Consider the following 24,507-nt stretch of genomic DNA (forward strand, 5'->3'; position numbering starts at 1 on the left):
ACTATTTTATTATTTATATAAGCCTGGAAGAGCAAGCAATCATTCTAAATGATTAAATTTTTAAAACCAATGTTTTTGATATAAATGAATTTTCAATCTGCTTTATATAAAACTTAATATTATAAATTATTTAGATTAAACACTTAATTTGATTTAAATCCATTTTCTCTATTAAACTGTTAAAAATTTCCGCTCATTCCATTCGATTCAATAAGCCATTTTTTACTTGATATAACTGCCCCTCCCCAAAATCAATTTGTTGTTTTTCTCCATGTAATTTTGGAAATCCTACAATTTTTTCAAGTTGTGGTGAGCGCTGAAACTGTTGAGTTTTAGGATTATACATCCAGTAAATATAACGCTTATCCTGAATAGTGTGTTCCTCTGAAATATCGGATAAAACGATGTCGTAATATCCATCAAAATTAACATCCATATAACCGATACTTTTCGGGAAGGCGGTAAATCCCGTCAGAGTTTGTACAACATTATTATTATTTTTATTCACTATATCTAAACGTTTGAGTAATGAACCATAGGGCTGGTTAATATCTTCTAGACCATAAAATTTAAAAATGAAATTAGGTTTATCAGAAACTTTTATTGCAGGCTCAAATTGAATAGATTTTTCCGAAGTATCCTCACCATCAGCCAACATCGCCTTAAGATCACCGCTATTGGCATTGAGTATCCCTGATAATTGATAAGTCTTATTGGTTCTATTTTCAGAATCAGCATCAACGGATTTTAAATTCAGCTGATCTCCTTTTTGCGTTCCTTTTAAATTGATTGTCTGCTCTTCAACAAGGTCATATAGCGTGGCATGTGGATTCCAAACACCTGCATATAAGCTGAGGAAATATCTTCCCTCACTTGAACGCAACATGCGTTGCATGGAAACACGAACGCTATTGAGTGGTTTGTATTCTGGAGCATTTAAAACTATTTCAGCAGTACTGAGATTGGAAAAAGCCAACGCAGCAATACAAAGCAATAACTTAGTTTTCATTGTTCAGCACACTCAATAATGCAGACGATTATGAGTACTGTATCACAAAAAAACCGCTCAATTGAGCGGCCTTTTTGTATCTTTGAAACAGAAAGAAAATTTAGTTTTTCTCTTTGTCTACGATTTTGTTTGCTTGAATCCAAGGCATCATAGAACGAAGTTTGTTACCCGTTACTTCAATACCGTGAGCCGCGTTTTGACGACGACGTGCAGTCATAGATGGGTAGTTCAACGCACCTTCTTGGATGAACATTTTCGCATATTCACCAGACTGGATACGTTTAAGCGCATTACGCATCGCTTCACGAGACTGTTCGTTGATTACTTCAGTACCGGTTACGTATTCGCCATATTCAGCATTGTTAGATACTGAATAGTTCATGTCCGCGATCCCGCCTTCGAACATCAAGTCAACGATCAATTTAAGTTCATGTAGACATTCAAAGTAAGCCATTTCAGGCGCATAACCAGCTTCAACCAAAGTTTCGAAGCCCATTTTAACCAATTCAACCGCACCACCACAAAGAACTGCTTGCTCACCGAAAAGGTCAGTTTCAGTTTCTTCACGGAATGAAGTTTCGATGATACCTGTACGACCACCACCCACGCCTGAAGCGTAAGAAAGCGCAACGTTACGTGCATTACCAGACGCATCTTGGTGAATCGCGATTAAGTCAGGCACACCTGAACCACGTTGGTATTCAGAACGTACCGTGTGACCTGGTGCTTTTGGAGCAACCATGATTACGTCTAAGTCAGCACGTGGCACAACTTGGTTGTAAAGAATAGAGAAACCATGAGCAAATGCTAAAGTCGCGCCTTGCTTGATGTTTGGCTCAATCACGTCACGGTAAAGTTGTGACTGGAATTCATCTGGAGTCAAGATCATTACTACGTCAGCTTGCGCTACAGCAGCAGGAACTTCAGCAACTTTAAGACCTGAATTCTCAGCTTTTTTCCAAGAAGTAGAGTTAGCACGTAAGCCTACAGTTACGTCAACGCCAGAGTCTTTAAGGTTAAGCGCATGTGCATGACCTTGTGAACCGTAACCGATGATCGCTACTTTTTTGCCTTGGATGATAGATAAGTCACAGTCTTTATCGTAAAAAATTTGCATTGCTGTCTCCGCTTAAATGCTTTTGTTTCCTTTTATCCAAGCCAATGATGTTATTGGTATTCATTGGCTTAGAACCTCATCTACGAGATGAGCAGAATGTGTGAATAAAATTAAAATCTGTTAAATAGTTAAAACTTTTTCGCCGCGTGCGATACCTGAAACGCCAGAGCGTACCACTTCAAGAATGGTATTTTCCGCTAGAGCATCAATAAAACCATCTAGCTTTTCAGTGGTTCCCGCAATTTGAATGGTATAGGTTGTCGGTGTTACATCGACAACTTGAGCGCGGAAAATGTCTGCCGTACGTTTGATCTCTGCACGTGCTGATCCAAGTGATTTCACTTTAATCAACATCAGTTCACGCTCAATATGTGCACCTTCCGACAAATCTACAACCTTTACAACTTCAACCAGCTTGTTGAGCTGTTTAGTGATTTGTTCAATTTTATGATCATCACCATACGTAGTCAGAGTCAAACGCGACATGGTTGGATCTTCAGTCGGTGCAACGTTCAAAGTCTCAATGTTATAACCACGTTGAGAAAATAAACCCACCAAGCGAGAAAGCGCACCAGCTTCGTTTTCAACGAGTACAGAAATTATGTGTCTCATTTTGTGCGCTCTCCTTTTCCTAACCACATATCTTTCATAGACTGACCAGCAACCAGCATTGGATACACATGCTCTGAACGATCAACCATAACATTGATGAATACGCATTTATCATTGATTGCCATTGCTTCTGCAAGCTTAGACTCAAGCTCATCTGCATGGTCAATTTGAATACCGACGTGACCGTATGCTTCCATCAATTTGGCAAAATCTGGCAATGAATCAACATAAGAGCTTGAATGACGACCTTCGTAGTTCATATCCTGCCACTGTTTCACCATACCTAGGGCACGGTTATTCAAGCAGAGGATTTTTACATTTAAGCCATATTGCTTACATGTCGATAATTCCTGGATACACATCTGAATCGAGGCTTCACCAGTAATACACACCACTTGCTGATCCGGGAATGCGAGTTTCGCTGCCATGGCATAAGGCAAGCCCACACCCATAGTGCCTAAACCGCCTGAGTTGATCCATTGACGTGGACGTTTGTATGTATAGTAGTTTGCACCAAACATTTGATGCTGACCTACGTCTGAAGTAATGATGGCTTCACTGTTGGTGACGCGATCAAGTGCCTCAACCACTTGTTGTGGTTTCATTACACCGTCAACGCCCGCTTCATAACGTAAGCCATGGACTTTGCGCCATTCATTGATTTGAGACCACCATGCAGCAATCGCTTCAGGATTTGGCTTAGAAACATTCATTTGTTTCAATTGAACCAACATCTCTTGAAGTACAGGTTCTACTGCACCCACGATTGGAATATGCGCCATGATGGTTTTTGAAATCGTCGCTGGGTCGATATCAATATGAATCACTTTAGCATTTGGACAGAATTTTGCTGGATTGTTGGTTACGCGGTCATCAAAACGCGCACCGATACACAAAATTACATCTGCATTGTGCATGGTCATGTTGGCTTCATAGGTGCCGTGCATGCCCAGCATACCAATAAACTGCTCATCATTACCCGGAAACGCACCTAAGCCCATAAGGGTATTGGTTACCGGGAAGTTTAGAAGATGTGCAAGCTCGGTAAGTAACTCAGATGCATTACCCTGTACCACACCGCCACCACTATAGATGACTGGACGTTCAGCACTAATCAATTCTTCAATCGCTTTACGGATTTGACCCGAGTGACCACGATGCGGTGGTTGATACGAACGCATCTTCACTTTTTCAGGATATTCGTAAGCAAATTTTTCTGCAGGATTGGTTGCATCCTTAGGAATATCAACAACCACAGGACCTGGACGACCTGAAGAGGCGATATAGAATGCTTTTTTAATAATTCCAGGAATTTCACTGGCATGACGCACTTGGAAACTATGTTTCACGATTGGACGAGAAACACCAACCATGTCTGTTTCTTGGAATGCATCTTCACCAATTAGATGTGTTGCAACCTGACCAGACAAAATCACCATCGGGATTGAGTCCATATATGCGGTTGCAATAGGCGTTACTGTATTAGTTGCACCTGGACCTGATGTAACGAGAACGACACCAGTTTTACCTGTTACACGTGAATAGGCATCTGCCATGTGACCAGCAGCTTGCTCATGACGCACGAGGTAATGATTGATTTTGTCTTGTTGAAAGAGCGCATCGTAAATATGTAGTACTGCGCCGCCTGGGTATCCAAATAAATGTTCAACGCCTTCGTCCGCCAATGCGCGAACGAGCATTTCACCACCAGATAAAAGTTCCAACGTGATTCACCCTAATCTTTTCACTAACAAATGGAGGGCATTTGTAGTGGTTAATTCATTAACTGTCTGCACTGTTATAGCACACAAATTTCATAGTTTTCATAGCAATAGGAAAAAAATCTGACCTGACTGCTGTTTGAGCAATATGAGGTCTAAAACATGTTGGGATAAACACATTTTGTTGGCTTTGTTCAACTTCTCGGCTAGAGAGGAAGTCCACTGCTAAAATGACGCTGATTCGAAGGGTGATCAAATCAACGCATATAAAACTACAGTCAGCATTTTTGTGGTTTCGACTATTAAAGTCAAGTTTAAAAATTAGCTTTTTCTTGATTATTTACAGACCGTCTATTTTTTAAGCTTTATGCATGATTTTACAGTTTATTTGTTTATTGCAGATTTAATGAGAAAAACCAATCACTTTGTAATAAAAAAATATTATAAATTAAATAAATAATTTTAATGTGTTATTGCTTTGCAGATTCCTTCTCATTGATAAAAATTTAAAGTAATGCTGTCATTTACCTAATATTTTGTCTTTATTTTTATATTAGCCACAGTACTCAAAAGAGCATAAATCAATCAACATAGAACAGTCTTATATTTAAAAAATTACTGCCAAAATAGAATATGTTCGTGCAGAACTCAACAACCCATATCATTCATCAGCTTATCTTTTTTTTCTGCAATTAAATGAAAATCATATAAAATAGAACACATAGAATATGACTATATTTTATACTTTATAACTGACTGATTATTCTAGGAACTTATTCATTATGTCATCATCTTTCATTAAAACTGGATTCATGGCTGCATGCGTTACCTTCAGTCTAAGCTCCACCACTGGTTTTGCCAAAGAATATTATAAATGGGTCGATGCCAAAGGCTCTACGCACTATACCACCTCTCCTCCACCAAAATCGGCCAAGAAAAAAGGGAAAGTGGATACCTATGGTGTTACTCGTTCTTCAACGCCTAGCCAATCGGCACCTGAAAATATCAAGACCATAGAACAGCCGACTCAAAACACCACCATAGTGTCAGGCGAAAAAGTTATTGTTTTACCGCCACCCACTACAACTCCAGTTATCCAAGCACCTACCCCAATATCTACTCCAACGTCAACTGACACTTCAGCACCTTCGGCACGATGACCGATTTGGCTATATAAATTCACCCGCTAATATTTATCCAAAAACTTCAATATTTTTCTTATTTATCCATCGCCGCAAAATTCACTTTTAGGTGCATTTTGCGCTATGCTGTGCAACAAACTTTTAACCGTTGTTCTTAATTACGTTTATGACTACTCACATTGACCCTGAATATCAAGCTAGTGCGATTGAGCCAAATGTCCAACAAGACTGGGAAACTCGCAAAGCCTTTAAAGTTGCCGACACTGTAGAAGGTCCACATCGTTATATCCTCTCGATGTTCCCCTATCCAAGTGGCAAGCTGCATATGGGTCATGTGCGTAACTATACCATTGGTGACGTGATCAGCCGTTTCCACCGTTTAAAAGGGGAAACTGTACTGCAACCAATGGGTTGGGATGCGTTCGGTTTACCTGCAGAAAACGCAGCCATTGCCCATCAGGTTGCTCCTGCAAAATGGACTTTTGAAAATATTGCATACATGCGCGATCAATTGAAAAAGCTTGGCCTTTCCGTGGATTGGGATCGCGAATTTGCAACCTGTACGCCAGAGTATTACCACTGGGAACAATGGTTATTCGTACAGCTCTATAAGAAAGGTTTGATTTATCGCAAACTTTCAACAGTGAACTGGGATCCGGTTGATCAAACTGTTTTGGCGAATGAACAGGTTGAAAATGGTCGCGGCTGGCGTTCAGGTGCATTGGTTGAAAAACGTGATATTCCAATGTATTACTTCCGCATTACCGATTATGCACAAGAATTACTAGACGATTTAGATTCACTTAAAGACGGCTGGCCTCAACAAGTGTTGACCATGCAGCGTAACTGGATCGGTCGCTCTCAAGGTATGGAAATCACTTTCCCGTCAGCAAATCCAGAAATCTATGCCGATGATTTAACGGTTTATACCACACGTGGCGATACCTTGATGGGTGTAACTTATGTTGCGGTTGCCGCTGAACATCCAATGGCACTGAAAGCTGCTGCTCTCCAATCAGAAGCAGGCAACCCTGAATTGGCTGCATTCATTGAAGAATGCCGTATGGGTTCTGTTGCCGAAGCAGATCTTGCGACTGCCGAGAAAAAAGGCATGGCAACAGGTCTTTCTGTTAAGCATCCTGTAACGGGTGAAGCTGTTCCAGTGTGGATTGCTAACTATGTATTGATGTCATACGGTTCAGGCGCGGTAATGGCAGTTCCAGCACACGATGAACGTGACTTCGAATTTGCCAATAAATACGGTTTAACCATCAAGCAAGTGATTGATGCCAAAGGCGCAGACGATGCAGACTTTGACTCAACCCAATGGCAAGAATGGTACGGTTCTAAAGAAGGTAAACTGGTTAACTCGGATGAGTTTGACGGTTTAGATTTCCAGGGTGCTTTTGATGCCTTTATTGCAAAATTAGAACCACAAAATCTGGCAAATACCAAAGTTCAGTTCCGTTTACGTGACTGGGGTGTGTCGCGTCAGCGTTATTGGGGTTGTCCAATTCCAATGATCAACTGTGAAACGTGTGGTCAGGTGCCTGTACCTGAAGAACAGCTTCCGGTGATTCTTCCGACTGACGTGGTTCCTGATGGTTCAGGTAACCCGCTGAACAAAATGCCTGAATTCTATGAAACGACTTGTCCTTGCTGTGGCGCAGACGCGCGTCGTGAAACAGATACCTTGGATACCTTTGTCGAGTCTTCTTGGTACTACGCACGTTATGCATCTCCAGATTTTACGGGTGGTATGGTGAAACCTGAGGCTGCACAATCTTGGCTTCCAGTGAACCAATACATCGGTGGTGTTGAACACGCGATTCTACATTTACTGTACGCACGTTTCTTCCATAAATTAATGCGTGATGAAGGTGTGGTACAAGGTAACGAGCCGTTCACCAACTTGCTTACTCAAGGGATGGTACTTGCAGATACATTCTACCGTGAAGCAGAATCTGGTAAGAAAACCTGGTTTAACCCAGCAGACATCGAGTTAGAAAAAGACGAAAAAGGTCGTGTTCTTTCAGCAAAATATAAAGGTGACGGTCAGGAAGTTGTGGTTGGCGGTCAAGAGAAAATGTCGAAATCGAAAAACAACGGTATCGACCCGCAAGCCATTATTGATCAATACGGCGCAGATACTGCACGTGTATTCATGATGTTTGCTGCACCGCCGGATCAATCATTAGAGTGGTCTGATGCAGGCGTTGAAGGTGCGCACCGTTTCTTGAAACGTGTATGGCGTTTAGCGACAGGTTTCCTTGAACAAGGCAATAGCGCTACCACGATTGATAAAGCAAATTTATCAAAAGATGCACAAGATTTACGCCGTAAAACGCATGAAACCATTCAAAAAGTCGGTGATGACCTAGATCGTCGTCATGCATTTAATACAGCTATTGCAGCGATGATGGAACTGTTAAATGCCAACAACAAGTTTGAAGCGAAAGATGATAATGATGCTGCTGTAGCACGTGAATCTATCACCACCCTTCTGACTTTGTTAGCGCCATTTGCGCCTCATTTAAGTCAAACCTTATTGAATGAATTTGGCATTGAGCTCACCACTGCTTTATTCCCTGTCATTGATGAATCTGCGTTAACCCGCAATACTCAAACGATTGTGGTTCAAGTCAATGGTAAACTTCGTGGTAAATTGGAAGTGTCTGTCGATGCATCGAAAGATGATATCTTGGCGCAAGCAAAAGCATTACCAGAAATTCAACAGTTCTTGACTGGTCCAACCAAGAAAGAAATTGTTGTTCCAAATAAGTTAGTGAACTTGGTGGTTTAATTCTTATTTAAAATCCCTACCCTTGCGGAGCATGCTCCTCACCTTTGATAAAGGGAGGAGCTGTACTGGCTAGAGCCAATTCAAAACCTGGGAAGCCCCCCTTTGGAAAAGGGAGATTAAAATTTAAGATAAAACAAAAGCTAAACAAAGCCCGTTGCCAGCCAACGGGCTTTGACTTTACAATCAACTCAGAAATTCATTTACCCATCTTTGGGATAAACAGAGGAATAAGCATGCATTTAGTTCAACGTGTTGCAGCAGTTGTATTAACTTTGGGTCTAAGTGCCAGCTTAGTCGGTTGCGGTTTTCATCTAAAAGGGACTAACCCGAGCACAGCCCCTGTTGCGTACTCGAAAATGAGTTTAGCACTTCCAAATAACACAGAAGAATTACACGAAAAACTTGCCATTTACTTGGGTGCAACCGGTATACAACTCAGCAACAATCCAGATGCTTATGTGTTACATGTACTCGAGTACACGCCTCAACGTCATGAACTAAACGGTAAGTTGATTGAAACCTTGCTTCGCTTAACCGTGACTTTCCGTATTGAAGATGCGCAAGGTAATCCCGTGACTGAACCACGTACCCTGACCGCTTCACGCAGCTATCAATATGATGTCGCAACCGTAAACACCGATGACCAAGAACAGAAATATCTCAATCAAGTTATTGTTGATGATATTGCACAGCAAATTGTGCGTCAGATTTCATCGAACCGTTTACCGAAAGTCGTGACCAAACCAGCAGCTTCAACCACCCAACCTTAAAAATAGAAATTAAGCGCTATGAAACTTGACTATCCTCAAGCACTAAAACGTGTTGATGAAGCTCGCGGTGCCTGGATTATGTATGGTCAAGAGCCATTGCTTGAGCAAAACTTACTGGATGCTTTTCGAAAAAGCTGGCATACACAGGAAATTGAACGTCAACGCTATGACATTAACAATGTCAGCGACTGGAAAACTGTCTTTAATGCTTTAAATAGTTTATCGCTTTTTTCTAATCAACTTGCCATTGAAGTGCATGGCAATATTAAACCCGATGCGAATGGCATCAAGCAACTGAAAAGCTATATTCAGCACAATGAACAAAACCTGTTGCTTGTGGTGATGCCCAAACAGGACAGTAGCAGCTTAAAATCAAGTTTTTTCCAAGTGGTGGATGCCAACGGGGTGACCGTTCCTCTCACAGCCAATTATCCACAAGACCGACAACGGATTTTAGGGCTTGAGGCAGAAAAGCTCGGGATTAAACTCGCCAATGATGCGTGGCAGTGGCTTGAACAACATCATGAGCACAACTTGCTCGCAGCCAAAAACAGTTTAATGCGCGTCAGTGATACTTTTGCCGATGTCGATCTAATCCAGATTGAGCATTTGTATTCCTGTTTACAAGATCAATCCCGTTACACCACTTATGACTTAAACGATGCCGTGCTTGCCGGAAATCTGGCTCAGGCAATTAAAATTTTTCAATATTTAATTGCCTCAGGTGAGCCGATGAGTCTGATTTTATGGAGCATCAGTAAAGAAATGCGCCTACTGATGCAGCTGTTTGAACAACCGCAAAATGCCTTGCAACTCGGGATTTGGAAAAATAAGGTCAGTCAATATCAACAGGCTTTAAGACGACTGAACCCAAATAACTTTTTAACTTGGCCTTCGTTGCTGTTACGTATTGATGCATCCATTAAAGGGCTAGGAAAAGAGAATCCCGAACATCTGGTCTTGCAAGCCATTAGCAGCATGTGTGGTCAAAGTTTATTTTCAGAATAAAGCCAAATGCTGACGGTTTGGCTGATTGTTTTTCAGACTTAATACTTGCCTTTTAATATCTTTTTCAATCAAAAAAGTTCAGTTTACACATAAAAATTTGTCCAAGAAATCAATAACAATTCTCATTTATTATTAAAAAATTCACGTTTTATCCTCATTTAGCTTTTATAATCTGTTCAATTCTATTCATTTACCTGCTCACCATGCCAAAAATAAAACCGTCCAAAATCGTTGTCGCGGTGGTTTGCATTCTTGCTATCGCTTTTACCGCCTGGTATTTCTTAAAACCTAAAGAGCAACCCCCTCAATACATTACCAGCGAAGTCAGCCGCGGCGATATTGAAGACTCGGTACTTGCAACAGGTGTACTAGAAGCCACCAAAATGGTTAGCGTTGGTGCACAGGTTTCCGGTCAGGTTAAGAAAATGTATGTGCAATTGGGCGACCAAGTGAAACAAGGTCAACTGATTGCTCGAATTGATTCAATTCGCCAGGAAAATGATCTTAAAACGGCTGAAGCGAGTATTAAAAATCAACAAGCGCAACTCGCAGTCAAACAAGCAAACTTAGCCAAAGTTCAAGCTGAATATCAACGCCAGCAAGCTATGTATGCACAAGATGCAACTTCACGTGCTGAATTAGAATCAGCATTGGCCAGCTATAAAACAGCTCAAGCCGACATTCTGGCGATTAATGCACAAATTGAACAATCTCGCTTAACCTTGGCAACGGCCAAAGAAGATTTGGGCTACACCCAGATTGTTGCGCCTATGGATGGCACTATTGTGGCGATTGTGACCGAAGAAGGTCAGACCGTAAATGCCAATCAAAGTGCACCGACTATTGTTAAATTGGCCAAACTCGACACTATGACCATTAAGGCTGAAATTTCAGAAGCCGACGTGATGAAAGTTGAAGAAGGACAAACCGTTTATTTCACTACCTTGGGAAATAGCGACAAAAAACATTATGCAAAACTACGCCAGGTAGAACCTGCACCGAATTCAATTAATACTGAAACCAATAACAGCTCAACTTCATCTTCAAGTTCTGCAGTGTATTACAACGCCTTATTTGATGTACCAAATGAAGATGGCAAGTTACGTATTGATATGACAGCACAGGTTTATATCGTACTCAGTGAAGCAAAAAACACCTTAACAGTTCCTGCAGCGGCCTTACAAAGCTCAAACCGTCCTCAAGGCAAACGTGCTGATCGTAATCCAGATAAAGCTAAAGAACAAAAACCAACGGATACAGATCAAGCTAAAACTGAACGTCCAAAACGCTTAGAACTGTCTGCTGAAGAAAAATCACTGATTGAACAAGGCAAAGCCTCTATGTCAATGGTTCGCGTGGTTCAGGCCGATGGTACTGCAAAACCGCAACCAGTCTTGGTCGGTTTAAATAACCGTGTAACCGCTCAAGTGATTAAAGGCTTGAAACAAGGTGACAAAGTGGTGATTGCAGATGCTTCCGATACCTCGAATGATTCTGCAAAACGTAGTAGTAACCGTTCTGGCGGTGGTGCTGGCCCAATGAGAATGTAATGATGAGTCAAGATCAACAACCTTTGCTCAAGGTCACAGATCTGACTCGTGAATTCCCTGCCGGGGAAAACACCATTCAGATTCTGAAGGGCATTAATTTAGAGATTTACCCCGGAGAACTGGTGGCCATTGTCGGGCAATCCGGTTCGGGGAAATCAACCCTCATGAACATCCTCGGTTGTCTAGATCAACCGACTGCGGGTAGCTATCAGGTTAAAGGGCGGGAAACACGCAAATTGGAACCGGATGAACTGGCGCAACTGCGCCGTGAATATTTCGGTTTTATTTTCCAGCGCTATCATTTACTCGGTGATTTAACTGCAGCAGGTAACGTTGAAGTTCCGGCCATTTACGCCGGTGTAGATGCTTCAGCCCGTCAGCAACGTTCAACCGAACTGCTCTCGGACCTAGGTTTGGCTGAAAAAATCCAGAACCGTCCCAGCCAGCTTTCCGGTGGTCAGCAGCAACGTGTCTCCATTGCACGTGCCCTGATGAACGGTGGTGATGTGATTCTGGCCGATGAACCAACAGGTGCATTGGATAAAAACAGTGGTATTGAGGTGATGCGTATTTTACGTGAACTGAATGCCAAAGGTCATACCATCATTTTAGTCACCCACGATCATAATGTGGCGAAAAATGCCTCGCGCATTATTGAAATCAGTGACGGGAATATTATTTCGGATCGGGCCAATGTGCCTGAAACGGACGGCGAAGTGCTGAAAAAGCAGCAGCTTGACCGCACCCCACAAAAGAAAACCCCGTCTTGGCGTTCTGCTGCCGACCGACTGGCCGAAGCCTTCCGCATGGCACTGCTTGCCATGAATGCTCATCGTATGCGTACCTTCCTGACCATGCTCGGGATTATTATCGGGATTGCATCGGTGGTTTCAGTGGTGGCACTAGGAAATGGCTCGCAGAAACAGATTCTGGAAAATATCAGTAGCCTTGGCACCAATACCATTACCGTATTCCAAGGACGTGGTTTTGGTGACAACTCCAAAACAGCCCAAGTCAAAACCTTGGTTCCTGCCGATGCTGAAGCTTTGGCTGAACAACCCTATGTCGACGGGGTCAGTCCGTCGGTCACCAGTAGTGTTACTGCACGCTTTAAAGATACCGAAGCTTCAGCTACCGTGAATGGCGTCAGTGAAGATTTCTTCTATGTAAAAGGTATGACCTTCGAATCCGGACAACCTTTTGACAAAGAAGGAGTCACTGAACGTGCCCAGGATGTTGTAATTGATAACAACACCAAGAATACTTTCTTTAATGATGGCACCAATCCGGTGGGTCAGGTCATTTTATTGGGCAGTGTACCGAGTCGTATTATTGGCGTGATTGAAGCGCAAAAATCGATGATGGGTAACTCAGACAGCCTAAATGTTTATCTGCCCTACTCGACGGTCATGAGCCGCATGCTGGGTCAGTCCAATGTGCGTAACATTATTGTGCGGATTAAAGATGAATACCCAAGTGCTGCCGCTGAAAATGCCATTTTAAATTTATTGGTACAACGTCACGGTGCGCAAGATGTGTTTACCCAAAACTCCGACAGTATCCGTGAAACCATTCAGCAAACCACGCAAACTATGACCTTACTGGTTTCTGCGATTGCGGTGATTTCCCTGATTGTGGGCGGTATTGGAGTCATGAACATCATGCTGGTTTCGGTGACTGAACGAACCCAAGAAATTGGGGTGCGTATGGCGGTCGGTGCACGTCAAAGTGACATTTTGCAGCAGTTCCTGATTGAAGCGGTGTTGGTGTGTATTTTAGGCGGTGTCTTAGGGGTACTGTTATCTTTAGGGATTGGACAGCTGATTGGTCATTTTGCTGGCGGTACTTTCCAGATGGCTTACTCAACCACTTCGATTATTGCAGCCTTTGTCTGTTCCAGCATGATCGGGATTATCTTCGGCTTTATCCCTGCCCGTAATGCAGCACAGCTCAATCCTGTTGATGCACTTTCTCGCGAATAAGGATACTTAGAATGCAAATGAATTTTACCAAACTTGCCACTGCCCTTATTTTAACTGGTTCGCTGGTCGGTTGTGCTGCGGTGGTGAAAACACCGTATGAGCAACCTGCCGTAAATATTCCTAGCAACTTCCAGAACAGCAAAGCCATGAGTCAGCAAGTGCATGCCGATGTCTATGCAGACCAATGGTGGACCTTATTTGGCGATACTCAGCTGAATCAACTGGTTAATCAAGTTTTAGCGAGCAATAGTGATTTAGCAGTGGCGGGGATTAACTTGCAGCAAGCTCGTTTACAAGCTGGTTTGGCAAAAAATCAGCAAGGTCCACGTGTCAGTTCAAGCGTATCGGCAGGACATACGATTGACTTAAATTCAGGTGATGATTCGTCGCGTGGCTTGTCTTTAAGTGGCGGTGTAAGCTATGAACTGGACTTATTCGGAAAACTGGCTCGTCAAACTGAAGCAACTAAATGGGAAGCTTTAGCAACTGAACAGGATTTGCAAAGTACTGCACAAAGTCTGGTGGCAACGACTGCCAATTTATACTGGCAATTGGGTTATCTGAACGAGCGTTACGCCGTTGCACAGCAAAACCTGGCCAGTACGCAAAAGACGTATGAACTGGTGCGCATACAGTATCGTGCCGGGGCGGTTTCTGGTCTGGATTTAACTTCTGCTGAACAGTCTGTTCAAAGCCAGAGAGCGACGTTGAGCCAGATTGAGCAGCAAAAAGTGGAAACCAGAACGGCTTTAGCTGTTTTGATGAATCAACCTGTACAGCAACTGAATATAGCCGAACCGCAGCGCTTACCGCGTATAGCTTTGCCGAGCATTGCAGCCGGCTTGCCAGCAGACTTGCTGTCACGTCGCCCAGACTTACAGGCCGCTGAACTACGTTTACGTAAGGCTTTGGCCAGCAAAGATTCCACCAAAGCCAGTTATTACCCTTCAATTAATCTAACCGGAAATTTAGGTGCTTCAAGTACCTCTTTAACCAATCTATTACAGAATCCGGCTTTAACTTTGGGTGCCAGTCTCAGCTTACCTTTCTTGCAATATAACGATATGAAGAAAGATTTAGCGATTAGTGATCTGGATTATGAAAAAGCGATTATTCAATACCGTCAAACCTTGTATCAGGCTTTTGCAGATGTTGAAAATGCACTCTCGGCACGTACCGAATTAAACAAACAGGTGGCCTTACAAGAACGTAATGTACAACTGGCCGAGAAAACTGAGCGATTAACTGAAGTACGATACCGTAACGGCGCAATTGCACTTAAAAACCTGCTCGATGCCCAGGAAACCACACGTAATGCCCGTTTGTCTTTGGTACAAACCAAGCAGAGTCAATACAATGCCTATGTGACCTTGATGCAAGCCTTGGGTGGTAGTCCAATCAAACAGCTACCTTAACTCAGGCCATAAAAAGCCTCTGCGAAGCAATGCCAGTCAATTAAGAAATTGACTGGCATTTTCTATTTTTAAACTTGAAATGTTATTAGATACACAGAAAGGTCATCCGCAACTGTTTGAGTCAGGATTATCTTAAAAGAAACTGTTTCTGCGATAGATTTGTCATAAGAGGGTAGTGAACGAGTTTTGACGGTGAGAATAGCCGAAAATGTTTTTTCACATATTCGCAAGATGGTTTGACCTTGCACAACAATGTTGCTCATTCCGAAAGAAAAGTAGCATTTGAGCTGCAAACGTTTGACTTAATAAAGAAAAGACTCCAGCATAATATTTTAAAATATAAAAATATTTATGTTTTAGGACATTAACTAATCAGCATTATCCTACGAAGGCTTTTCTTATTGAATCAATAAACTTCTTCCATAAATCATTTTAAAAACCAAAATCGAAAATAGATTTTTAGCAAATATTAGAGTCATGAGCGTGACATGAATGCCTACAATAAGGTAAAAAAATTAAATCAATCAAATGAGGCCGTGCTGATTTAAAAAATCTAATATTGAATATTTTTTGATTTATGAAAGAGATCTAATGTTTATAGAAAAACTTTAAAAACTCGGACGATAATATTTATAGGTCAGCCCTTTTTCATTATAAACGTCATAACTTTTTTGCTTAAAGTCGGATACCCATTGCGTGCCATTAAACCCTGCAATATGTCCATAAACATGTTTTCCGGTTCGATCGATAATATAAATATCGCCTTCTTTCGGAGCATCAAATTTAGGATTAATTTGTCGATAGCCAATTTTCGTTAAAGTATTGCCCCAGTCTGCGGCAGCAACGGGATGACTTTGGAACCTTGCCCCTGCTGACTCCAAAGCAAGTCGGATACTTTTGGCACATTTTTGTGAACTACTGTATGAACTAATACCTTGCAAGAAATTCGTGAATTTATCAACATCAATTCGCTGCCCATTGCTTACAACGATGTTCTTTTTCGGAAAGGCTTGAACGGATTTGGACTCTGTATTTTTATTAGAATTGTTACCAGATTGGGAACGAATTACGATATTTGTTTGGACAGGAGCATAGACTTCATTCATGTTTACATTATGATCATACAGCATTCTTTACAACTACTCCTAACCCTTATAATTCGGGCTTTTCACTCATTTCGACGGCAAAGATAGTACCTTGTCAAATGTGATTTTTCATGCAATAAATGTAATTAAATATAAATAAATCGCTTTAAATTAACTTAACTGATTATTTTTTGTTAATTTTTATATTTGTAATTCTTCCCCGTAATTTAAAGTCATATTTAAATCATTCAAACTTTAATGAATCTTAAAATAAAAAAATAATCAGTTTTAAATCCTTCTATCATCCATATAGTTCAAGATTAGATTGATATTCTGTTTAGCTAATTTTTACTTTAAGAAACGACAAATAGGAACTGTGAGTATGCTCACCTATGAATTTATTTCTGTATTCAGATAATCCATTTCCTAATACCTATGTTTCAGTTTGTCTTTCAAAGGATTCTTCTCGCTCGAACTTAAAAATAGCCTGCTGAAATACAATCCACAGAAATTTTTATAGATTTCTATTGTTCGTTATAATTTTTAGTCAAACATTATTAGGCTGAAGATCAATCCTTCATATCAGATTCAAAAAAAATACTAAAAAAATTTAAAATCACTAACTTAAAATAAATCTAAATGTATTTTTAATTTCCTCAGATTTGATGAGATACAGTTTTCTGTAAAAAAAGGCTAATATGTAGGGTTAGCCAACAGATTCTAAAATTAGAGTTATCAAACAGATTCTAATGATAGAGACATAAACCAGATTCTAATGAGAGAGACATGCGTCAGTATTTAGACCTTTTACAACATATCCTCGACAACGGTGGTGACAAAGGCGACCGTACCGGTACAGGTACACGTTCTGTATTTGGTCATCAAATGCGCTTTGATCTTTCCAAAGGTTTTCCTTTATTGACCACCAAAAAAGTCCATTTCCGCTCTATCGTGATTGAACTGTTATGGTTCTTAAAGGGTGATACCAACGTCAAATATCTACAGGACAACAAAGTTTCAATTTGGGATGAATGGGCAACTGCAGAACAAACTGCCAGTTTTGGTCGTCCTGAAGGCGAATTGGGTCCAGTTTATGGTCATCAATGGCGTAACTTTGGTGCTACCAAAAAAGAAAATGGTTTATATGAGCAAGATGGTTTTGATCAAATTGAATGGTTGATTAATGAAATTAAAACCAATCCAAATTCACGCCGTTTAATCGTGTCGGGATGGAATCCAAATGAAGCAGGAACTGTGGCTCTTCCGCCTTGTCATACCCTGTTCCAGTTTTTTGTACAGAACGGCAAACTGTCTTGCCAGCTCTATCAACGCAGTGCGGACGTATTCTTGGGTGTGCCATTTAATATCGCCAGCTATGCCCTGCTCACGCATATGATTGCGCAAGTGTGTGGTTTAGCTGTAGGTGACTTTGTCTGGACTGGTGGTGATACCCATTTATATACCAACCACTTTGAACAGGCAAAATTGCAACTCAGTCGTGAACCATTACCGCTTTGCCAATTAAAACTGAATCCAGAAGTGAAAGACATCTTCGATTTTAAATTTGAAGATATCGAAATTGTTGGCTATGAGTCACATCCAGGGATTAAAGCACCGGTTGCCGTTTAATTTCTAAAATCCCCCTTTAATTCCCCCTTTTGCAAAGGGGGAAAACGTATCTGAGTATAAAAAATACAGGGAAAATTATGACCTTCCAAAACTTAGAAGTTGTACATGTTGTAGCCATGGATCAACAGCGCTGCATTGGTAAAAACAATGACTTGCCTTGGCACATTTCTGCTGACCTCAAGCACTTTAAAGAAATCACCCAAGGTGGTGTCGTGGTCATGGGTCGTAAAACTTTAGAGTCTATGGGACGCACTCTGCCGAAACGTGTCAATTGGGTGATTACCCGGGACATGAATTGGTCATTTGAAGGAACTAAAGTGGCCTATTCTATTGAAGATGCTTTGGCTCAAGCTGTAGCGGATGTGCAAGCTTCAGAAAAACCAGATGCGATCTTTGTGATTGGTGGCGGTGAAATCTTCAAACAGACTATGAATATTGCCGACCGTTTGGAATTGACCCATGTCGAGCTTGACGTTCAAGGCGATGCCTATTATCCGGAAATTCCAGCTGAATTTAAAAAGGTCGCTTCTGAACAACATATTGACGACAAAACTGGGATTGCTTTTGAGTTCGCAACTTACAGAAAATAAAGACAATAATTACTTATAAAGTCAAATATGCATAATATTGGAAAAAGGGAATTTTTCACTGCACTGGGCATGGCTTTACTCCATTCCGTGTTCAGTCTCTTCGTTATTATGTCCTCTATTTGGCTGTGTCTTGCTTTATGGTTTCAAGAACCTTTTGGTGGGTTAGTCACCCGGCTACTGATTGGCATTTGGATTATCTTTGCTTTAAGCATTCTCGGCATTTATATCACCCAGCATTTCTTTAACCGTCATACGGATGTGCTGATTTATGTCCTGGTTTTTCTACTGGGCTTATTTTGGTATTTTAACCTGGAAGCCAAACAAGATCGTGAATGGAATCCGGAAGTAGCCCGAATGCTGTTCTATGAACAAGAGGATGACAAGATCATCTTGCACAATGTACGTAATTTTAATTGGCGTGCTGATGGGAGTTATGATGAACGCTGGGAAACGCGTGATTTTGATTTAAACCAAATTACCGGTGTGAATATCATCACCTCCTATTGGATGGGACCACAAATTGCACATACCTTGGTTAGCTTTGATTTTGCCAATAGCAAGCCACTGACCTTCTCGATTGAAGTTCGCAAACAAAAAAATGAAGAATTTTCGACTTATGGTGGTTTTTTTAGAAAATATGAACTCAGCCTGATTGCAGCAGATGAAAAGGATCTGATTTATACCCGCAGTAATGTCCGTGGTGAACATGTCTATTTCTTTCCGGTCAATATGTCCAAAACTGAAAGACGTGCCTTGTTTGAAGAATATCTGCGTAAAGTCCATGAATTAAAAAATCAGCCGAAATGGTATAACAGCCTCACCAGTAACTGTACTACGCTGGTTTTTGATATGGTGCAAGCAGTATCTAAAAGACACTTACCGACTGATTACCGCCTGCTGGCTTCAGGATACTTGCCCAATTACCTGTATGACTTAAATGCCATTTCACACGATTTAAGCCTGCAACAGTGGTATGAGGTTGCTTATATCAACCCACGGGTCAGTAAATTAAAGCATATCTCCAGCACTCAATATTCATCCCTTATTCGTCAGGGTTTACCACAACCTATAACTGTAGATAAACCCTAACAGGTAATCTAAAAAATATATAAAACATACATTTAACGCTAGTTAATTGGCTATTTTTTTGTTTATATAGAACATAAGTTAAATCAACAACGAGAATTCCAATATGTTAAAAAAATTATTTGCTGTTGGCATACTGGGTGCTGCTATTGCTTTTAGCGGTTGTGAAACTACACCGAGTGCCTCTACTACGATTGAAACTGCAAATTTAGTGCAACTGCAAAACCGCACCTGGATTGCAACACATATTGGCAATACTGAAATAAAAACAGCCCCAACTGGACATAATATTCCAAGCTTACAGTTTGATGCTGCAACGAAACGCGTCAGTGGTGCAGATGGTTGTAACCGTATTATGGGGAGCTATGAGGCAGGACGGGATACTTTGGTTCTTGGCCCAATGGCAGGCACCAGAATGGCATGTCTAGATAGTCACAATGTATCGCAACAGTTTAATGAAGCACTGACTAAAGTGGCAAACTATCAAGTCTTTGGTAAAACACTCAAGCTGCTTGATCGTCATGGAAATCTTCTCATCCAATTTACCAGTCCGGTTCTCCGTTAAATAATGCAGATAAAAAGCCTGAAAATGCAGGCTTTTGTATTTAAAATACATAAATAAATACATTGTAGCTTCATAAAAAACCCATATATTAAAAATAATAAACAAATATAGGATAAAACCATGCAACAGGCATTATTTGGTGGTGGATGTTTTTGGTGTGTTGAAGCCATATTTTTACAGTTGAAAGGCGTAGAAAAAGTGGTCAGTGGCTATGCGGGTGGTCACACCGACAATCCAAGTTATGACGATATTTGCCGTGGAGACACCAATCACGCAGAAGTAATTTTAATTGATTATGATGAAACGCAAATTAGCTTTACCCAGCTTTTGGATGTATTTTTCACTACCCATGATCCTACTACATTAAACCGTCAAGGTAATGACGTTGGCACTCAATATCGTTCCGTGATTTATTACCTGAATGATGAACAGCAACAGCAGGCACAACAAACCATTGACGCTTTAAAAGCAGAAGGCCTGAATATTGTGACTGAGCTGAGTCCTGCACCCAAGTTCTATCCGGCTGAAGAATATCACCAGAATTTCTTTGCCCGAAATCCATCTCAAGGCTACTGTAATTTTTCCATTCCACCGAAACTGATGAAATTACGCAGCAAGTTTCAAGATTTGCTTAAATCTGAGTAACTCCATTTTTTCAGCAAACGTTAGACATAAAAAAAGCGACCCTCTCGGTCGCTTTTTTTACATTTTTTCTTAGTTATCAGTTGCAAAAGCAATATCGCTGAGCCCGGCTTCGCTCGCACGAGACATCACTTGTGCAACAGCGTCATAACGTGATTCTTTATCTGCTTTCAGCACAATGGTCGGCTGACGCTCTTCCTGACCCGCTTCTTTAAATTTTGTCTGTAGCTCATCAAGCGTGAGCACATCGCCATTCCAAGCCACGTCTCCACCCGCATTAATACTGATGGTCACATTTTTAGGAGGCAAATCAATAATATCTGCCGTGGTTTTTGGTAAGGTTAATGGAATTGAGGGGTTAGCAACGGTTGCTGTCACCAGGAAGATGATCATCAATACCAACATAATGTCGATGAGTGGAATGAGATTCATCTCATTCATGCCTACATCGTTGTCTTCGCCCAATTGAAAGCCCATTAAGCTTGACCTCCAACCAAATGATTCGAGGTTGCTTTAGCTTCAGTCACTTGAGCCGTGCTATCTTGTTGCAACATGGTATCAATTAAAAGACTGTGTGCCTGGTCTTGTAACTCATGCGATAAACCACGGTTTACACGGGTACAAATATTATAAGCCAATACTGCAGGAATTGCCACGGCCAAACCTAAACCGGTCATGATCAGGGCTTCACCCACAGGGGTCGCCACTTGTGCCAAACCGGCTTGTCCACTTTTACCGACTGCGACCAAGGCATGGAAAATACCCCAAACTGTACCGAACAAACCCACAAACGGTGCAAGTGAAGCAATAGTACCGAGAACTGCTACACCTTTTTCTGCACTCGATTTTTCAGCAGAAATTTGACGCAATAAAGCTTGTTCTGCAACAGCCTTACGCTGTTCAAAACTGAGCGGGGCAAATTTCGCTTTTAACTTGCTTAACGCTTGAGAAAGTTGAGCATAAGCTTGTTGCTTCAGTTGGCGAGTCCCCATTAAACGTAAAACGAAGACTGTCCATGTCGTGATCGACATTGCCAATAACACGAAATACAGTGTTTTACTCACTGCATCGGCGTGTTGCCAATAAACTGAAAAGTTCATACTCGAACTCCTAAAAAATGTTAGCCGTGTGGATTCAATGTCAATTCAAATGGTTGGTCAGCACTAATTGGGTAAGCCACGCCATTTTCTTTGTACGGTTTGAATTTGGAACTACGCACTGAGCGCAAAATCTTGTCATCTAAAGCAGGAATGCCACTTGAACGTGAAATGTGGGCAGAAGTGATCACCCCTTTTTCATTCGCTTCAATATGAACCACAATAGTTCGCGTCTGCCCTTCTAAATCATTGTTATTATAAGAAGGTTTTGGCGAACGACTCCATTGCACGCCTGAACCGCCAATTGATACACTTTTTGGAGATGGCGGTGCAGCAGGTGCCGGTGGTGTTACTGGCGCTGGCGGTGCGGGTGGCGCTACCGGTGCCGGTTTCACAGCTCTAGTTTCAGAAATCGTTGTAGTGACAGTCGGTTTAGGTGGTGCTTCAACTGGCTTTACTACAGGTTTTGGTGTTTCTGCTTTCTTAACCTGTTGAACCTTCTCTACCTTTTTCGGCGGTGGTGGAAGTTGTTTTTCTACAATTTCAACTTTTTTCACTTCTTTAGGCTTTGGCTGCTCTTTTTTTGGTTCAGCTTTTGGCTTCGGCGGCAAAGGTTTTGGAGGTTCTTGAATTTTAACAAAACGAACTTTTAAAGGTTCTTTTTCAATCGGTTTGAGTTCTGGGGTTTTCATTTGCCCCACCGCCCACAATACGCCCATGTGACCGACCACAACGGCTATAAGCGCTGTGATAATTTTCTTTTTCATCGGATTGGGAGTTTGCATATTTAGAGCGGGAGATTGACTCATTAAAATCAGTTACCTAATTAAAGCGATTGCAGGTCTATACAAATTTAAGCAATCAAGCTCATCGATTAATACAATTAAAGCAACGCAATAATAAATGAGAAGTGTTTTCATTTGCAACTATTAAATCGTAAGTTTTGATGAGTTTTTTGAATCAAAAACAAAAAAGGCAAGCCTAAAGCACGCCTTTTGAATGAATTATTTTAACAATTATTATTGGAAAACAACTGTTTTGTTGCCATCCACAATAATGCGATCTTCAAGATGCCATCTTACCGCACGAGCCAACACGTTTCGTTCGACGTCTTGTCCCAGTTCACGCAGTTGATCGACTGTAAAATCGTGATTTACCCGTTCTACATCTTGCTCAATAATCGGCCCCTGATCGAGATCCGCAGTCACATAATGCGCTGTAGCACCGATCAGTTTCACACCTTTTTCATAAGCTTGTTTATAGGGATTTGCACCAACAAAAGCAGGCAAGAATGAATGGTGAATATTGATCACTTTCATTTCCCATTTTTTGACAAATTCTTCATCCAGAATTTGCATATAACGTGCAAGAACTAACAAATCATTACCTTGCATCAATTCATCAATTTTTGCATAAGCTTCACGTTTGTTTTCTTTATTGACCGGCACGACTTCAAATGGAATACCAAAGTTTTCCACTGACTCGCGTAAATCTTCATGATTGGACACTACTTTGGTAATTTCACAAGGTAAACCGCCACGCGCATGACGCCATAAAAGCTCAAGCAAGGCATGATCGACTTTAGAGACTAAAATACCGACTTTTTTGACATCGCTGACCAAAGCCAAACGCCAATTCATGTTATAGCGCTCTGCAACATTGGTCGCAAAAGTTTGAGTCAAATTTTCTTTGCGGCTTTGCAAGTTATCCAGTTCAAACTCAACACGCATGAAGTAACGCCCGCCCTGAGCTTCAGTCGCGTATTGATCAAGTGCGGTAATATTTGCTCCCTGATGATACAAAAAGCTCGATACAGCTTGCACGATTCCCGGTTTATCCTCGCAAGTAATCAGTAAACGTGCTGTGTTGGCAGTGGTCATATTCATGTTGGTTTATATCACTAATCAGTTAAATTGAAAAACAAGCCGAGCATTCTAACGCTTTTTTAAGGCTTTCTAAATAGGCTATGTCGCATCGTGATTTTTACTTGAAGACAGACTTTCAAAAAGTTCTGAAGGCCCCAGCGTTTCAAGCAAATGTTCATACGTTTGACGACTTTCACCACGCAAATACGCCCCTTCCAGGAATACCATTTGACGTAATGCCTGCCAAACCCACTTTTCCTCTAAAGTATTGGAGTCGGTAATATGACCCGACATATATAAGAAGTTGGTCCAGTTGGTCAACACAATCCACAAGTTAATAATCAGAGCCTCAATTTCCGAGTCCGTCATTTGCATTAACCCTGCATTGACAAAGGCTTTATAAATTTTTTGCCCCTGCTGCATCACCTGACCGGCAAAACGTGGATACATTTTTCGAAAATCATCATTATTTTCAACCAAATGATAAACATCACGATGCAAAAAGCGATAAGCCCACAGCTGGCTGCTCAGCACTTGAAAATAACGAATCTTATCATTGGCATCGAGCAAGCGATCATCCGGCAATGCAAGCATTTCCAGAGTTTCTTTTTGATACTGCTCCATCAACTCTTTGATAATTTCGTTTTTATTACGGAAATGGTAATACAAATTACCCGGACTCATACTCAGTTCAGCTGCAATATGATTGGTTGTAACTGAACGCTCACCGCGCTCATTAAACAACTGTAAGCTGAGCTGTAAAATACGCTCTTTGGTTTTCACCGTTTTGGAGTGAGACATCCTGAAGTGACCATTTAT

The 24,507-nt window shown here is 41.3% G+C and carries 22 protein-coding genes; 12 read left to right on the plus strand and 10 right to left on the minus strand.

Annotated features, from left to right (window positions below; genetic code table 11):
- Window positions 1-193 precede the first annotated feature (193 nt).
- The 4 genes from E0H89_RS08650 to E0H89_RS08665 all read right to left on the minus strand — a co-directional run bounded on the left by E0H89_RS08650 (window position 194) and on the right by E0H89_RS08665 (window position 4,462).
- The gene (locus tag E0H89_RS08650; protein ID WP_131216240.1) at window positions 194-1,009 is read right to left on the minus strand and encodes an XAC2610-related protein; all 816 of its coding nucleotides are present in this window, start codon (window positions 1,007-1,009) and stop codon (window positions 194-196) included.
- Between the two features lie 100 nt (window positions 1,010-1,109).
- Window positions 1,110-2,126: a ketol-acid reductoisomerase gene (ilvC, locus tag E0H89_RS08655; protein WP_131216241.1), complete on the minus strand. Its 1,017-nt coding sequence runs from the start codon at window positions 2,124-2,126 to the stop codon at window positions 1,110-1,112.
- A gap of 120 nt (window positions 2,127-2,246) precedes the next feature.
- Window positions 2,247-2,738, minus strand: coding sequence for an acetolactate synthase small subunit (gene ilvN / locus E0H89_RS08660; RefSeq protein WP_131216242.1), 492 nt, complete (start codon window positions 2,736-2,738; stop codon window positions 2,247-2,249).
- A complete protein-coding gene (locus tag E0H89_RS08665) occupies window positions 2,735-4,462 on the minus strand; it encodes an acetolactate synthase 3 large subunit (RefSeq protein ID WP_131216243.1) in 1,728 nt (575 codons plus the stop codon). The genes ilvN and E0H89_RS08665 overlap by 4 nt, the downstream gene beginning before the upstream one ends.
- 779 nt (window positions 4,463-5,241) lie before the next feature.
- On the opposite strand from E0H89_RS08665, the gene E0H89_RS08670 reads away from it, so the two are divergent.
- The 7 genes from E0H89_RS08670 to E0H89_RS08700 all read left to right on the plus strand — a co-directional run bounded on the left by E0H89_RS08670 (window position 5,242) and on the right by E0H89_RS08700 (window position 15,129).
- Window positions 5,242-5,619 carry a DUF4124 domain-containing protein gene (locus E0H89_RS08670; RefSeq protein WP_131216244.1) on the plus strand — a complete coding sequence of 126 codons (378 nt, stop codon included), beginning with the start codon at window positions 5,242-5,244 and terminating at the stop codon, window positions 5,617-5,619.
- Between the two features lie 148 nt (window positions 5,620-5,767).
- Window positions 5,768-8,404 carry a leucine--tRNA ligase gene (leuS, locus tag E0H89_RS08675; protein ID WP_131216245.1) on the plus strand — a complete coding sequence of 879 codons (2,637 nt, stop codon included), beginning with the start codon at window positions 5,768-5,770 and terminating at the stop codon, window positions 8,402-8,404.
- Window positions 8,405-8,637: 233 nt separating this feature from the next.
- Complete coding sequence (locus E0H89_RS08680) at window positions 8,638-9,174, plus strand: LPS-assembly lipoprotein LptE (protein WP_131216246.1); 537 nt, start codon at window positions 8,638-8,640, stop codon at window positions 9,172-9,174.
- Window positions 9,175-9,192: 18 nt separating this feature from the next.
- Window positions 9,193-10,182, plus strand: a complete 990-nt coding sequence (gene holA, locus E0H89_RS08685) for a DNA polymerase III subunit delta (protein WP_131216247.1) — start codon at window positions 9,193-9,195, stop codon at window positions 10,180-10,182.
- A 203-nt stretch (window positions 10,183-10,385) separates the two neighbouring features.
- Window positions 10,386-11,732 (plus strand): MacA family efflux pump subunit, encoded by a 1,347-nt coding sequence (locus tag E0H89_RS08690; RefSeq protein WP_131216248.1) that lies wholly within the window; start codon window positions 10,386-10,388, stop codon window positions 11,730-11,732.
- A 2-nt stretch (window positions 11,733-11,734) separates the two neighbouring features.
- Complete coding sequence (locus E0H89_RS08695) at window positions 11,735-13,714, plus strand: MacB family efflux pump subunit (protein ID WP_131216369.1); 1,980 nt, start codon at window positions 11,735-11,737, stop codon at window positions 13,712-13,714.
- An 11-nt stretch (window positions 13,715-13,725) separates the two neighbouring features.
- Window positions 13,726-15,129 (plus strand): efflux transporter outer membrane subunit, encoded by a 1,404-nt coding sequence (locus E0H89_RS08700; RefSeq protein ID WP_131216249.1) that lies wholly within the window; start codon window positions 13,726-13,728, stop codon window positions 15,127-15,129.
- Window positions 15,130-15,737: 608 nt separating this feature from the next.
- Here E0H89_RS08700 and E0H89_RS08705 read toward each other — a convergent pair.
- Window positions 15,738-16,259: a CHAP domain-containing protein gene (locus E0H89_RS08705; RefSeq protein WP_131216250.1), complete on the minus strand. Its 522-nt coding sequence runs from the start codon at window positions 16,257-16,259 to the stop codon at window positions 15,738-15,740.
- Window positions 16,260-17,000: 741 nt separating this feature from the next.
- On the opposite strand from E0H89_RS08705, the gene thyA reads away from it, so the two are divergent.
- The 5 genes from thyA (at window position 17,001) to msrA (ending at window position 20,729) form a co-directional block, all read left to right on the plus strand.
- On the plus strand, window positions 17,001-17,843 hold the full coding sequence (thyA, locus tag E0H89_RS08710; RefSeq protein WP_131216251.1) for a thymidylate synthase: 843 nt from the start codon (window positions 17,001-17,003) through the stop codon (window positions 17,841-17,843).
- A gap of 77 nt (window positions 17,844-17,920) precedes the next feature.
- Window positions 17,921-18,433 (plus strand): dihydrofolate reductase, encoded by a 513-nt coding sequence (locus E0H89_RS08715; protein WP_131216252.1) that lies wholly within the window; start codon window positions 17,921-17,923, stop codon window positions 18,431-18,433.
- A 27-nt stretch (window positions 18,434-18,460) separates the two neighbouring features.
- Complete coding sequence (locus E0H89_RS08720; protein WP_131216253.1) at window positions 18,461-19,522, plus strand: Lnb N-terminal periplasmic domain-containing protein; 1,062 nt, start codon at window positions 18,461-18,463, stop codon at window positions 19,520-19,522.
- A 103-nt stretch (window positions 19,523-19,625) separates the two neighbouring features.
- Window positions 19,626-20,084: an META domain-containing protein gene (locus E0H89_RS08725; protein ID WP_131216254.1), complete on the plus strand. Its 459-nt coding sequence runs from the start codon at window positions 19,626-19,628 to the stop codon at window positions 20,082-20,084.
- Between the two features lie 120 nt (window positions 20,085-20,204).
- Entirely contained in the window at window positions 20,205-20,729 is a 525-nt protein-coding gene (gene msrA, locus E0H89_RS08730) for a peptide-methionine (S)-S-oxide reductase MsrA (RefSeq protein ID WP_131216255.1), read from the plus strand.
- A gap of 69 nt (window positions 20,730-20,798) precedes the next feature.
- Here the strand turns inward: msrA and E0H89_RS08735 are convergent, their stop codons facing one another.
- From E0H89_RS08735 to E0H89_RS08755, 5 genes are all read right to left on the minus strand, one after another.
- The gene (locus tag E0H89_RS08735) at window positions 20,799-21,203 is read right to left on the minus strand and encodes an ExbD/TolR family protein (protein WP_131216256.1); all 405 of its coding nucleotides are present in this window, start codon (window positions 21,201-21,203) and stop codon (window positions 20,799-20,801) included.
- Window positions 21,203-21,826, minus strand: a complete 624-nt coding sequence (locus E0H89_RS08740) for a MotA/TolQ/ExbB proton channel family protein (protein WP_131216257.1) — start codon at window positions 21,824-21,826, stop codon at window positions 21,203-21,205. Before E0H89_RS08740 ends, E0H89_RS08735 begins: the two co-directional genes overlap by 1 nt.
- Window positions 21,827-21,846: 20 nt before the next feature.
- The gene (locus E0H89_RS08745) at window positions 21,847-22,632 is read right to left on the minus strand and encodes a TonB family protein (protein ID WP_131216258.1); all 786 of its coding nucleotides are present in this window, start codon (window positions 22,630-22,632) and stop codon (window positions 21,847-21,849) included.
- A 210-nt stretch (window positions 22,633-22,842) separates the two neighbouring features.
- Window positions 22,843-23,709 (minus strand): formyltetrahydrofolate deformylase, encoded by an 867-nt coding sequence (purU, locus tag E0H89_RS08750; RefSeq protein ID WP_131216259.1) that lies wholly within the window; start codon window positions 23,707-23,709, stop codon window positions 22,843-22,845.
- Between the two features lie 78 nt (window positions 23,710-23,787).
- A complete protein-coding gene (locus E0H89_RS08755; RefSeq protein ID WP_131216260.1) occupies window positions 23,788-24,489 on the minus strand; it encodes a TetR/AcrR family transcriptional regulator in 702 nt (233 codons plus the stop codon).
- Between the last annotated feature and the right edge of the window lie 18 nt (window positions 24,490-24,507).

This window comes from Acinetobacter sp. ANC 3781 (assembly GCF_004331285.1).
Taxonomy (GTDB): Bacteria; Pseudomonadota; Gammaproteobacteria; order Pseudomonadales; family Moraxellaceae; genus Acinetobacter.